This is a genomic window from Massilia scottii, from assembly GCF_030846495.1.
In the GTDB taxonomy this organism is placed as follows: domain Bacteria; phylum Pseudomonadota; class Gammaproteobacteria; order Burkholderiales; family Burkholderiaceae_D; genus Telluria_A; species Telluria_A violaceinigra.
Genome location: NZ_JAVCWM010000009.1, coordinates 125,160 through 138,153 on the forward strand (window position 1 = coordinate 125,160; position 12,994 = coordinate 138,153).

Annotated in this window: 12 protein-coding genes; all 12 read right to left on the reverse strand. The window is 64.0% G+C overall.

The genetic code is table 11. From position 1 onward, the window contains the following. Position 1 precedes the first annotated feature (1 nt). The 12 genes from ubiB to glpD all read right to left on the reverse strand — a co-directional run bounded on the left by ubiB (position 2) and on the right by glpD (position 12,864). Positions 2 to 1,570 (reverse strand): ubiquinone biosynthesis regulatory protein kinase UbiB, encoded by a 1,569-nt coding sequence (ubiB, locus tag RBA41_RS14755; protein ID WP_306624803.1) that lies wholly within the window; start codon positions 1,568 to 1,570, stop codon positions 2 to 4. Continuing rightward, a complete protein-coding gene (locus RBA41_RS14760; RefSeq protein ID WP_306624805.1) occupies positions 1,570 to 2,247 on the reverse strand; it encodes a ubiquinone biosynthesis accessory factor UbiJ in 678 nt (225 codons plus the stop codon). Before RBA41_RS14760 ends, ubiB begins: the two co-directional genes overlap by 1 nt. Before the next feature lie 120 nt (positions 2,248 to 2,367). Next, positions 2,368 to 2,976, reverse strand: coding sequence for a Tim44 domain-containing protein (locus RBA41_RS14765; RefSeq protein WP_306624806.1), 609 nt, complete (start codon positions 2,974 to 2,976; stop codon positions 2,368 to 2,370). A gap of 10 nt (positions 2,977 to 2,986) precedes the next feature. Next, positions 2,987 to 3,721, reverse strand: a complete 735-nt coding sequence (ubiE, locus tag RBA41_RS14770) for a bifunctional demethylmenaquinone methyltransferase/2-methoxy-6-polyprenyl-1,4-benzoquinol methylase UbiE (protein ID WP_099873935.1) — start codon at positions 3,719 to 3,721, stop codon at positions 2,987 to 2,989. Between the two features lie 67 nt (positions 3,722 to 3,788). After that, positions 3,789 to 5,273 carry a glycerol kinase GlpK gene (glpK, locus tag RBA41_RS14775; protein WP_306624808.1) on the reverse strand — a complete coding sequence of 495 codons (1,485 nt, stop codon included), beginning with the start codon at positions 5,271 to 5,273 and terminating at the stop codon, positions 3,789 to 3,791. Between the two features lie 80 nt (positions 5,274 to 5,353). After that, positions 5,354 to 7,078 (reverse strand): ABC transporter substrate-binding protein, encoded by a 1,725-nt coding sequence (locus RBA41_RS14780; protein WP_306624810.1) that lies wholly within the window; start codon positions 7,076 to 7,078, stop codon positions 5,354 to 5,356. Between the two features lie 61 nt (positions 7,079 to 7,139). Next, complete coding sequence (locus tag RBA41_RS14785) at positions 7,140 to 7,415, reverse strand: DUF2160 domain-containing protein (RefSeq protein WP_167093162.1); 276 nt, start codon at positions 7,413 to 7,415, stop codon at positions 7,140 to 7,142. Between the two features lie 10 nt (positions 7,416 to 7,425). After that, a complete protein-coding gene (locus tag RBA41_RS14790; protein ID WP_306624812.1) occupies positions 7,426 to 8,226 on the reverse strand; it encodes a carbohydrate ABC transporter permease in 801 nt (266 codons plus the stop codon). Beyond that, a complete protein-coding gene (locus RBA41_RS14795; protein WP_099873932.1) occupies positions 8,223 to 9,092 on the reverse strand; it encodes a carbohydrate ABC transporter permease in 870 nt (289 codons plus the stop codon). Before RBA41_RS14795 ends, RBA41_RS14790 begins: the two co-directional genes overlap by 4 nt. Position 9,093: 1 nt before the next feature. Further along, positions 9,094 to 10,176, reverse strand: a complete 1,083-nt coding sequence (locus RBA41_RS14800) for an ABC transporter ATP-binding protein (RefSeq protein WP_306624814.1) — start codon at positions 10,174 to 10,176, stop codon at positions 9,094 to 9,096. Positions 10,177 to 10,178: 2 nt separating this feature from the next. After that, the gene (locus RBA41_RS14805) at positions 10,179 to 11,279 is read right to left on the reverse strand and encodes an ABC transporter ATP-binding protein (protein WP_306624816.1); all 1,101 of its coding nucleotides are present in this window, start codon (positions 11,277 to 11,279) and stop codon (positions 10,179 to 10,181) included. A 58-nt stretch (positions 11,280 to 11,337) separates the two neighbouring features. Beyond that, the gene (gene glpD / locus RBA41_RS14810; RefSeq protein WP_306624818.1) at positions 11,338 to 12,864 is read right to left on the reverse strand and encodes a glycerol-3-phosphate dehydrogenase; all 1,527 of its coding nucleotides are present in this window, start codon (positions 12,862 to 12,864) and stop codon (positions 11,338 to 11,340) included. Positions 12,865 to 12,994: the final 130 nt, after the last annotated feature.

Genomic DNA, 12,994 nt, shown 5'->3' on the forward strand with positions numbered 1-12,994 from the left:
GTCAGATCAGATGCGACCAGCGCCCGTAGGCCAGCAGCGCCACCGCCCCGCTCACGACCAGCGCGCCGCAGGCCAGCGCGACCGAGATCAGGCGGTTGGTGCGCTGCTGCTCGATCACCAGGATCTTGAGCAAGTCATGGTTGATGGTGGCCGGCTCGGCCGCCTGCAGCAGCGCCCGGTGAACCAGGCGCGGCAGTTGCGGAATGATATGGGTGTAGCGCGGCGCCTCGGCCTTGAGGCGCTCGACCATGCCGCGCACGCCGACCTGTTCGCCCATCCAGCGCTCCAGGTAGGGCTTGGCGGTTTTCCACAGGTCCAGGTCGGGATCGAGCTGGCGCCCCAGGCCTTCGATATTGAGCAGGGTCTTTTGCAGCAGCACCAGCTGCGGCTGGACTTCGACGTTGAAGCGGCGCGAAGTCTGGAACAGGCGCAGCAGGATCTGGCCGAAGGAAATATCCTTGAGCGGGCGGTCGAAGATCGGCTCGCAGCAGGCGCGCACGGCCGATTCGAGCTCGTCGACCCGGGTTTCGCGCGGGGCCCAGCCCGATTCGATGTGGGCTTCGGCCACGCGCTTGTAGTCGCGCCGGAAAAAGGCCAGGAAGTTTTGCGACAGGTAATCCTTGTCGAAATCGTTCAGGGTGCCGACGATGCCGAAGTCGAGCGCAATGTAGCGCCCGAAGGTTTCCGGCGCGACCGAGACCAGAATATTCCCCGGGTGCATATCGGCGTGGAAAAAGCCATCGCGGAACACCTGGGTGAAGAAAATCTCGACGCCGTCGCTGGAGAGTTTTTTCAGGTCCACGCCCTCGGCCGCCAGGCGGTCGATCTGCGAGACCGGAATGCCGTGCATGCGTTCCATGACGATCACGCTGCTGGCGCAGTAATCCCAGTACATCTCGGGCACCATCAGCAGGTTGGAGCCGGCGAAGTTGCGGCGCAGCTGGCTGGCGTTGGCGGCCTCGCGCATCAGGTCGAGTTCGTCGTGCAGGTATTTGTCGAACTCGGCGACCACTTCCTTCGGTTTCAAACGCTTGCTGTCGGCCCAGATGCGCCCAATCCATTCGGCGGCGATATGCATCAGCGCCACGTCTTCATCGATCGACTTTTTCATGCCGGGACGCAGCACCTTGACGGCGACTTCCTTGCCATCCTTCAAGACTGCGAAATGCACCTGGGCGATCGATGCCGACGCCACCGGGGTGCGGTCGAAACTGGCGAACAATTCGTCCGGGTGGGCGCGCAGCGAGCGCGTGATCTGGGCAATCGCCAGTTCGGAACTGAACGGCGGCACCCGGTCCTGCAGATGGGTCAACTCGTCGGCGATGTCGAACGGCATCAGGTCGCGCCGGGTCGAGAGCACCTGGCCGAACTTGACGAAGATCGGGCCCAGTTCTTCCAGCGCCATGCGCAGGCGCACGCCGCGCGGGGCCGAGATATCGCGCCAGAAGATCACATTGTCGATCAGCTTGGCCGTGCGCGGCACTTTCAGGCCGGAGATGGCGATTTCGTCGAGGCCGTACTTGACCGCGACCCGGAGAATTTTAAGCAGGCGCAGGAATTTCAATACCATTAAAGATCCAGTTTCTGTTGCCCGGCAGCATTTAGCGCGTCCGGTGCGGCGCCCGTGGGCGCCAGCTTTTGTTCGAGCCGGGCGAGGCGCTTGGCGGTGCGCTCGACATCGTCGCGCAGGCGGCTCACTTCGGCGCCGAAATCGTCGACCGTGGCCGGACGCACCAGCAGGGGCTGCTCTTCGAGGAAGAATTCGGCCAGGTTTTCCGCCACCTTGCCGTGCGCCGCGCGCACGCCGTCGAACACGCTTCTGGCGCCGCCCACCAGGCGGGTGGCGGCGATCGGGCCGACCAGGCGTTCGAGGTCGTGCTCGGCTTCCCAGCGCAAGCCCTTGCTCACTTGCGAAATCGTGTTGGCGAACTCGGCATCGCCCTCGATCTTGACGTAGGAAAAGGCGCGCTCGCGGTTCTGGGCGATCAGCGGCAGGTCGGCCAGCTTGACGCGGATGGTGACGCTGGCGCCCTCCTCCGGCGTGCCGGTCGGGCCGGCCGCGACCATGCCGTCGCGCGTAACAAGCAGGCGCAGCGCAATGCCGCTGGCATCGATGCAGGCCACTTTACCGCTGTGCAGCGCCAGCGCATCCCTGGCCCACGCTTCCTGCGCCAGCAAGTGATTGATTGCGGCGATGGCGGGCGCCATCAGCGCGGATTGGGGAGTAAACGAGTTCGGTGGTGACATGTGGGCACGCTTAAAGAACAAAACCGCCTACGGACGCGGGCCGCCCGGGCTAGGGCGGTTTTGATCTTACCAGTTTGCCGGGCACTTTTCCGGCAGCACTGTTACTTTGAGAAAGAATAATCAGGAAAGCAGCCCGATACCCGCCAGCTTCCAGTCGCCGCCGCCTTTGAGCGGCCTGGACATATTCCATACCTCGGCCAGCGGCTCGGGAGCGGCGCCCGGCGCGGTGCGGATCTGGCCGCTGAAGCGGACCGTGGCCAGGAAGGCGTCGCCGACGGTCTCGACACCCAGCAGTTCGGACTCGATCGAGACCACCTCGGTGACGCTGGCGCCGGGCGCCTGCATCTGCGGCTGCAGTTCGGCGAATACCTGCGGCGTGGTGAACTGGCGCAGGTCGCTGGCGTCGGCCTTGTCCCAGGTCTTTTGCATGCGGATGAAGGTGGCCTTGGCCTGGCGCAGGAAGGCGGTGTTGTCGAAACCGGGCGGAAAGGCGGGTTTGGCGCTGACCGCGACAGGCGCGGGTTTGGCTGCCGCGTCGCGGCGCCGGATGATGCGAAAGCCAAAGAAACCGGCCAGGCCGAACAGCATGACCGCGCCGCCGATGAGAACCTGGGGCGGGTATTCCGATGTGGTGGCGGCGGCAGGAGCCGCGGCCGGGGCCTGCTGCGCCATGGCCGCGCCGGACAGCGCCGCAGCACTGAAGAAGATGCTTGCAACAAATTTTTTCATCGTACGTTTCCTAGAACTTGATACCGGTGTGCAATGCCGCCACGCCGGCCGTCAAATTGAAATACTGGACCCGCTCCAGTCCGGCCGTTTCCATCATCGTCTTGAGGGTTTCCTGGTCCGGATGCATGCGGATCGACTCGGCCAGGTAGCGGTAGCTCTCGGCGTCGCCGGCGATTTTCTGGCCCAGCCACGGCAGCACCGAGAACGAATACACGTCGTAGGGCTTTTGCAGGGGCGTGGCAACCTTGGAGAATTCGAGCACCAGCAGCTTGCCGCCGGGTTTCAGGACGCGCCGCATTTCCGCCAGCGCCTGGTCCTTGTGGGTCATGTTGCGCAGGCCGAAGGCCACGCTGACCCGGTCGAAATAATTGTCGGGGAACGGCAGTTTTTCGGCGTCGCACAGCAGGGTCGGCGTGATCAGGCCCTTGTTGAGCAAGCGGTCGCGGCCGACTCGCAGCATCGATTCGTTGATGTCGGTGAGCCAGACTTCGCCGGTCTTGCCGGCCTGCTTGGCGAAAGCCTTGGCCAGGTCGCCCGTGCCGCCGGCGATGTCGAGCACCTTGAAGCCGGGGCGCACGCCCGCGTTGGCGATGGTGAAGGTCTTCCACAGCCGGTGCAGGCCGCCCGACATCAGGTCGTTCATCACATCGTACTTGGATGCGACCGAATGGAACACCTTGGCCACTTCGTGGACCTTGTCGTCCTCGGAGACCGTCTTGTAACCGAAATGTGTGCTGTTTGTCATAGTAGGGCCGCCGTTTGTCTGCGTGCATTATACAAGCGACCCACGGCGGCGGCACGCGACGCGTTTCCTATTGGCTCCAGGCGCGCGAGCGCTCCACCGCGCGGCGCCATTCGCCCATCCGCTGCACCCGCTCATCCGTCGCCATGGCGGGCTCGAAGCGCCGTTCCATCTGCCACTGGGCCGCGATTTCCTCCTGCGAGGCCCAGAAACCCACCGCCAGCCCGGCCAGGAATGCCGCGCCCAGGGCCGTGGTCTCGGTCACCACCGGCCGCACGACCGGCACGCCGAGAATATCGGCCTGGAACTGCATCAACAGGTTGTTGCGGGCGCAGCCGCCATCGACCCGCAGCTGGGTCAGCGGCATGGCGGCATCGGCCTGCATGGCGTCGAGCACGTCCGCGCTTTGCAGGGCAATGCTCTCGAGCGTGGCACGCGCGATGTGGGATTTGTTGGTGCCGCGCGTCATGCCGACCATGGTGCCGCGCGCGTAGGCGTCCCAGTGCGGTGCGCCCAGGCCGGCAAAGGCGGGCACGAACAGCACGCCGCCATTGTCCGGCACGGCGAGCGCGAGCTCTTCGACCTCGGCCGCGCTCTTGATGATGCCGAGGCCGTCGCGCAGCCACTGGATGGCGGCGCCGGCCATGAAGACGCTGCCTTCGAGCAGGTAATCGGTGCCTTTTGGCAGGGTCCAGCCGATCGTGCTGATCAGCTTGTTCTGCGAAATCGTGGCCGTTGGGCCGGTGTGCATCAGCATGAAGCAGCCGGTGCCGTAGGTATTCTTGGCCATGCCGGGGCTGTGGCAAGCCTGGCCGAAGGTGGCGGCTTGCTGGTCGCCGGCGATGCCGGCAATCGGCACGGCCACGCCGAACAGGTGGGCGTCGGTATGGGCGGCTACGCCGCTGCTGGCGACTACCTCCGGCAGCAGTGCGGCGGGAATGTCGAGCAGGGCCAGCAGCTCATCGTCCCAGCGCGCGCTGTGGATGTTGAACATCAGGGTGCGCGCGGCATTGCTTGGGTCGGTCAGGTGCTTGCCGCTCATTTTGAAGATGAGCCAGCTGTCGACGGTGCCGAAGGCCAGCTCGCCGCGCTCGGCGCGGGCGCGCGCCCCGGGGACGTTGTCGAGCAGCCATTTGAGTTTGGGGCCTGAAAAATAGGCGTCGAGAACCAGCCCGGTTTTTTGCTGGAACAGGTCTTCGTGGCCGTCGGCGCGCAGCGCTTCGCAGCAGGGCGTGCTGCGGCGGTCCTGCCAGACGATGGCGGGGGCGACCGGTTCGCCGGTGGCGCGGTCCCACAGCACGGTCGTTTCGCGCTGGTTGGCGATGCCGATGGCGGCGATGTCGGCGGCCGCCACGCCGTTGCTGCGCAGGACCTCGTCGATGACGGCGCGCTGCGACTGCCAGATTTCGTTGGCGTCGTGTTCGACCCAGCCGGGCTGGGGGAAGAACTGGCGGAATTCCTGCTGCGCCGCGCCGTGAATGTGACCGGCGCGGTCGAACAGAATCGCGCGCGAACTGGTGGTGCCCTGGTCGATGGCGAGAATGAATTTGGTCATGCTGGGTCGCGGTGATGAGATAGGTAAAACATGAGATACCTGCGTCATCCCCGCCTGCGCGGGGACGACGCGGTGGAGGCTTAGCGCGCCCGCCCTTCCTTCCACGCCTTGAGCAAGACGTCATACGCAATCGTCTCCCCCTTCGGCTTCTCGTTGGCCAGCTTCTTCCACGGCGCGGCCTTGTCGGTCAAATACGTGGCCGGATCGACCTTCGGATTGAGCTTCGGCGGGCAGTTCTGCATGCCTGCGCGCTGCAGGCGCGCCATCACCGCATCCATTTCCTCGGCCAGGTTATCCATCGCGGCCTGCGGGGTCTTCTCGCCGCTCACCGCCGTGGCCACGTTCTTCCACCACAGCTGCGCCATCTTCGGATAGTCCGCCACGTTGTTGCCGGTCGGGCTCCACGCCACCCGCGCCGGGCTGCGGTAAAACTCGATCAAGCCGCCGTATTTATCCGCGTTCTTGGTAAAGTAATCGTGCTTGATATCCGACTCGCGAATAAAGGTCAGGCCCGTGATCGACTTCTTGAGCGACACCGTCTTGGACGTGACGAACTGCGCATACAGCCAGGCCGCCGCGCGCCGGTCCGGCGGGGTCGACTTGAAGAAGGTCCACGCGCCGACGTCCTGGTAGCCGTTCTGCATGCCCTCTTTCCAGTACGGGCCGTGCGGCGACGGCGCCATGCGCCATTTCGGCTTGCCATCGGCCTGTACCACCGGCAGGCCCGGTTTCATCATCGACGCGGTGAACGCCGTGTACCAGAAAATCTGCTGCGCCACTTCACCCTGCGCCGGCACCGGACCGGATTCCGAGAACGTCATGCCGCCCGCCTGCGGCGGCGCGTACTTCTTCATCCAGTCGACGTATTTGGTCAGCGCGAACACCGACGCCGGCGAATTGGTCGCCCCGCCGCGCGCAACCGCCGCGCCCACCGGCGTGCACTTGTCGGCAGCGACGCGGATGCCCCACTCGTCGACCGGCAGGCCGTTCGGAATGCCCTTGTCGGCGGCACCGGCCATCGACAGCCAGGCATCGGTGAAACGCCAGCCGAGCGATGGGTCCTTCTTGCCGTAATCCATGTGGCCGAACACCTTCTTGCCGTCGATGTTCTTCACATCGTTGGTGAAGAACTCGGCGATGTCTTCATACGCCGACCAGTTCTGCGGCACGCCCAGCTCATAGCCGTACTTGGCCTTGAACTTGTCCTTGAGGTCCTTGCGCGCGAACCAGTCGGCGCGGAACCAGTACAGGTTGGCGAACTGCTGGTCGGGCAGCTGATACAGCTTGCCGTCCGGCGCGGTGGTGAAGCTGGCGCCGATGAAGTCCTTCAGGTCCAGGCCCGGATTGGTGAAGGCCTTGCCCTCGCCGGCCATGTAGTCCGACAGCGGGATGATCGCGCCGTAGCGGTAGTGCGTGCCGATCAGGTCCGAATCCGACACCCAGCCGTCGTAGATGCTCTTACCGGACTGCATGGACGTTTGCAGCTTCTCGACCACGTCGCCTTCCTGGATGATGTCGTGCTTGACCTTGATGCCGGTGATTTCCTCGAAGGCCTTGGCCAGCACCTTCGATTCGTAGACGTGGGTATCGATGGTTTCGGAGACCACGCTGATTTCCTTGATGCCCTTGGCCTTGAGTTTGGCGGCGGCGTCGATGAACCACTTCATTTCATCGAGCTGCTGCTGTTTCGACAGCGTGGACGGCTGGAATTCCTGGCCAATCCATTTTTCGGCATCCTTGGTCTCGGCCCAGGCGCTCGCCGTAGCCAGCAATGCAGCCGCCATCAATGTCATTTTCAATTTCATGTCTCCGCCCTTTTTTATGTACATCGTTAAGAAAGTACCCCACCATGCGCCGGTGCCCGGTTCAACCCCAGCGCATCACAATCAACAGCACCACAAATCCGATCGCCGCACCGATCCCCTGATGCAGCTCGCTCAGGCCCGCCCACGCGAGGTTAACATATGCCGCGGTGAGCAGGCCAATAAACAGGCGGTCGCCGCGCGTGGTGGACATCGGCAAAAAGCCGCGCCGCTCGATCGACGGCGAACGGATCTGCCAGATCGTCATCCCGGCCAGCATCAGGCCGATACAGCTAAAGAAAATGGCCACTGGCGCGGTCCACGCCATCCAGGCAAACAGGTCTTCCATGTCACACCCTCCCCATCGCAAAGCCCTTGGCAATATGATTGCGCACGAACCAGATGACCAGCGCGCCCGGCACGATGGTCAGCACGCCCGCCGCGGCCAGCACGCCCCAGTCCATGCCGCCGGCCGACACCGTGCGCGTCATGATCGCGGTGATCGGCTTGGCGTCGACCGAGGTCAATGTCCGCGCCAGCAGCAGTTCGACCCAGCTGAACATGAAGCAGAAGAAGGCGGTCACGCCCACACCCGATTTGATCAGCGGCAGGAAGATCTTGAAGAAGAAGCGCGGAAAGCTGTAGCCGTCGATGTACGCCGTCTCGTCGATTTCCTTGGGGATGCCGGACATGAAGCCTTCCAGGATCCACACCGCCAGCGGCACGTTGAACAGCATGTGCACCAGCGCCACGGCCAGGTGGGTGTCCATCAGGCCGACCGTCGAATAAAGCTGGAAGAACGGCAGCAAAAACACCGCCGGCGGCGTCATGCGGTTGGTCAGCAGCCAGAAAAACAGGTGCTTGTCGCCGATGAAGGAGTAGCGCGAAAACGCATACGCGGCAGGCAGCGCCACCGCCACCGACATCACCATGTTCATCATCACGTAGATCATCGAGTTGATGTAGCCGCTGTACCACGACGGATCGGTGAAGATGGTGCGGTAGTTCGCCAGCGTGAACTCGCGCGGGAAGAGCGTGAGCGCGCCGGTGATTTCTTCGTTGGTCTTGAACGACATGTTCAACATCCAGTAGATCGGCAGCATCGCCAGTACCAGATAGAACACCAGCAGCGGTGAGGACAGGCGCTTCATTTGGACTCTCCCGTACCGAGACGTTGCATCCAGCTATACAGCACGAAGCAGAACAGCAGGATGATGAGGAAATAGATCAGCGAAAAGGCAGCAGCCGGGCCAAGGTCGAACTGGCCCACGGCTTTCTGCGTCAGGTACTGCGACAGGAAGGTGGTGGCGTTGCCAGGCCCGCCGCCGGTCAGCACGAACGGTTCGGTGTAGATCATGAAGCTGTCCATGAAGCGCAGCAGCACGCCGATCATCAGCACATTGCGCATCTTCGGCAGCTCGATGTAGCGGAACACCGCAAAGCGCGAGGCGCCGTCGATGCGCGCCGCCTGGTAGTAGGCGTCGGGAATCGAGCGCAGGCCGGCGTACGCCAGCAGCACCACCAGCGGCGTCCAGTGCCACACATCCATCACCAGCACGGTGACCCAGGCGTCGACCACGCTGCCGGTGTAGTTGTAGCTGATGCCCATGCGGTTGATGGTATTGCCCATCAGGCCGATGTCGTCACGGCCGAAAATCTGCCAGATGGTACCGACCACGTTCCAGGGAATGAGCAGCGGCAGCGCGATCAGCACCAGCGCCAGCGAGGCGCGCCAGCCGCTGGCCGGCATGGTCAGCGCGATCAGGATGCCGAGCGGGAGCTGGATCAGCAGCACGGCCATCGAAAAGCCCAGCTGGCGCACCAGCGCGCCATGCAGTTCGCTGTCGCGCATGATCATCTTGAACCATTCGGTGCCCACAAAAACGCTGTTGGTGGGGCTGAGAATATCCTGGACCGAGTAGTTCACGATCGTCATCAGCGGCAGCACGGCCGAAAAGGCCACGCAGATGATCACCGGAAGAATCAGCAGCCAGGCGCGGTTGTTATAGGTTTTCATGTCAGGCCACCCGCTTGTCGTTGACGTAGTAAAGAGTGCGCTCGGGCGGAAAGCGCAGCCACACCGCCTGGCCGGCGCGCGCCGGAGCGCTGCGCAGCTTGGCGGTGACGGTATGCGCACCTACCGTAAATTCGGCCATGAAGTGCGTGCCCATATTGCGCACGCTCGCCACCGTGGCGGCCACGGTGTCGACGCCCTGCGCGGGGGCGCACTCGACGAACTCCGGACGGATGCCGATGGTGATGCCGGTGCTGCCTGCCAGCGCGGCTTGCGCCGCCGGCGGCAGCGCGATACCGTCCGCGCCAGGGTAAGCGCGGCCGTCGCGCACCGGGCAGGCCAGCAGGTTCATGCCGGGGTTGCCGATGAAGTAGCCCACGAAGGTGTGCGCCGGTTCCTCGAACAGCTCCTGCGCGCTGCCGGTCTGCACCACTTCGCCCTGGGTCATCACGACCACCTTGTCGGCGAAGGTCAGCGCTTCGACCTGGTCGTGGGTGACGTAGATCAGCGAGAGTTTGAGTTCGTGATGGATTTCCTTGAGCTTGCGGCGCAGCAGCCACTTGAGGTGCGGGTCGATCACGGTCAGCGGTTCGTCGAACAGCACCGCCGCCACGTCCGGCCGCACCAGGCCCCGGCCCAGCGATATCTTTTGCTTGGCGTCGACCGCCAGGCCGCTGGCACGGTGTTTCAAGTCGCTTGAGAGTTCCAGCATGGCGGCGATATGTTCGACCCGCTTGCGTACCTCGGCTTCTTTCCAGCCACGGTTGCGCAGCGGGAAAGCGAGGTTGTCGAACACCGTCATGGTGTCGTAGATGACCGGGAACTGGAACACCTGCGCGATGTTGCGCGCTTCCGGCGGCAGGTCGGTAACATCCTTGCCGTCGAAAATCACGCGTCCGTGCGAGGGGCGCACCAGGCCCGAGATGATGTTCAGCAGCGTGGTCTTGCCGCAGCCGGAAGGGCCGAGCAGCGCATAGGCGCCGCCGTCGTCCCAGGTCAGGTTCATCGGGCGCAGGGCGTAGTCCTCGGGCCGCTGCGGGTTCGGTTTGTAGGCATGCGCCAGGTCGGGTAGTTCGATGCGGGCCATGCTTACACTCCGTCTTGAGTCTGCGGCGGCGCGAACAGCAAGGCGCCGCCGGGTGCGAACATGAACAATTCGTCCGGACGCAGGTACACGGTGCACGGCACGCCGAGGTCGAGGTTATGCACGCCGGTCAGCTGCGCCACCAGCCCGATCGGACCGCGCTGCAAGTGGACATAGGTTTCGGACCCGCTGATTTCGGCCAGTTCGACCTGGGCGGCGAGCGGAAAATCGTCGGCATGCAGGGGCGCCAGGCGCAAGCTGTGGGCACGCAGGCCCAGCACCACCTCGCCATGCTGGGCGGCCTGGCGGCGCTGCGCGTCGTTCAGGGGAATCGCCAGATCGGGCGCCACGCTGGCCATGCCATCGGCGCCGACGGTGGCCGGGATCAGGTTGATCGGCGGGTCGCTGAAGGTGCGCGCACTCTGTACCGAATTGGGCGCGTTGAAGACGTCGAGCGTCGGTCCGTGCTGCAGCAGGCGCCCTTCGTGCAGCAGCACCGTGTGGCCGCCCAGCTGCAAGGCTTCGAGCGGCTCGGTGGTGGCGTAGACGACGGTGGTCTTCCCTTCCGCGAACAGGGCGGCCAGCTCCTTGCGCAGTTCTTCGCGCAGCTTGTAGTCGAGGTTCACCAGCGGCTCGTCGAGCAGCAGCAGGGCCGATTCCTTGATCAGCGCGCGTGCCAGCGCGGTGCGCTGCTGCTGGCCGCCGGACAGCTGCGCCGGCAGTTTGTTCAGGTGCGCCGAAATATGCAGGCGTTCGGCCATGCGTTCCACCCGGGTGCGAATCTCGCCCTCGGGCACGCGCTTGATGCGCAGCGGCGAAGCGATGTTGTCGAACACCGTGAACGATGGATAATTGATGAACTGCTGGTATACCATCGCCAGGTCGCGCTGGCGTACCGGCAGGCCTGTCACATCCTTGCCGCCGGCGATCACCTTGCCGTGCGTGGGCCGGTCGAGACCCGCCATGACCCGCATCAGCGACGTCTTGCCGGCCTGCGTGGTACCCAGCAGGACGTTGATGGTACCGGGTACCAGTTCGAGCGACATCGGGTACAGGTGATCCTGCGCCCCGTACTTCGTGCTCACGTTTTCCAATGCCAGCTGCATCATGTCTCCTGTTTTTTCCTGTCTTACTACTGCATCCCTGTGGCGGGATTTGCTTTTTTTACTTGCGAAATTCGGTGATCCAGGCATCGACTGCGATGCCTGCATCGGCTGGCAGATGCAAGCCCAGTTTGGAGCGGCGCCACAGCATGTCGGTTGCCGTGGTGGCCCATTCATGATCGATCCAGTAAGCCGCTTCCGCTTCGTACAGACCGGGGACGATCTCGGCGCCCATGGCGGCGATGCTGGTGCGCTGCTCGATGATCAGGTGGATGCGGGTGCCGTAAGCGCGCGCGTAGCGTGCCACCAGCGCGGCGGGCAGCCACGCGTACTGCTTCTGCAGGTTCGCGACAAAACCGTCGAATTCGAGCACGCTGCGGTTGTCCGGCAGCGGGCCGTGCACGTCGCCCCCGGGCAGGCAGGCATTGACCGTCCAGGCGCCGTGCGTGTTCCCCAGCACCGGCGCGACCAGGTCGACGGCTTGCTCGGCCAGTTTGCGGAAGGTGGTGATCTTGCCGCCGAAAATGGACAGCATCGGCGCACCCTGGGTGTCAAGCTCGAAGGTGTAGTCGCGCGTGACGTCGGACGCGTCGCTGGACTCGTCGTCGAGCAAAGGACGCACGCCGGAATAGCTCCACACCACGTCGGCCGGCGTGATCGGCTTGGTGAAGTAGCGGCTCGCCAGCGCGCACAGGTAATCGATTTCGGCCTGGTCGATCGCTACCTTGTCGGCGTCGCCGTGGTATTCGAGGTCGGTGGTGCCGATCAGGGTGAAGTCCTGCTCGTACGGAATGGCGAACACCACGCGCCCGTCCGGATGCTGGAAGATGTAAGCGTAGGGATGTTCGAACAGGCGCCGCACCACGATATGGCTGCCCTTGATCAGGCGCACGGACTTATCGGCCGGACCCGGGTTGGTCCCCTGCAGGAAGCGCGACGCCCATGGCCCCGCGGCGTTGACGATGCAGCGCGCGCTCACGTCGATGGCTTGTCCGTCGGCGCGGCGCAGGCGCGCTTCCCAGCGCTCGCCCTCGCGCCGTGCCGACTCGCAGGCGGTGCGGGTGAACACGCACGCACCCTTGGCGGCGGCGTCGATCGCGTTCAGCACGACCAGGCGCGCATCGTCGACCCAGCCATCGGAATACACAAAGCCGCGCGTAAAGGTCGATTTGAGCGGCGCGCCGGCCGCATGGCGGCGCAGGTCGATGCCTTCGGAGCCCGGCAGCAGCTCGCGCCGCGCCAGGTGATCGTACAAAAACAGGCCGGCGCGGATCATCCAGGCCGGGCGCTGGCCCTTGTCGACCGGGGTGACGAAGCGCATCGGCCACATGATGTGCGGAGCGGCGCGCAGCAGCACTTCACGCTCGATCAGCGCCTTGCGCACCAGGCCGAATTCGTACTGCTCCAGATAACGCAAGCCGCCGTGAATCAGCTTGGTGGCCGCCGACGAGGTGTGCGAGGCCAGATCGTCCTTTTCGCACAGGACCACGGACATGCCGCGCCCCGCCGCGTCACGCGCGATGCCGGCGCCATTCACGCCGCCGCCGACCACTAATAAATCACACGCGATACTGCCCGCCTTGTCCATGCCGCTCTCGCTTCAAAAGGGGAATCTGGGTACACTACAAAGATGAACAATAAGACAAAAACGAAAAAAATGAAACAAAAATTTATCTGTTTGTTTTCGTTTTATTTCGTTTGTGATAAATTTGGCGCTT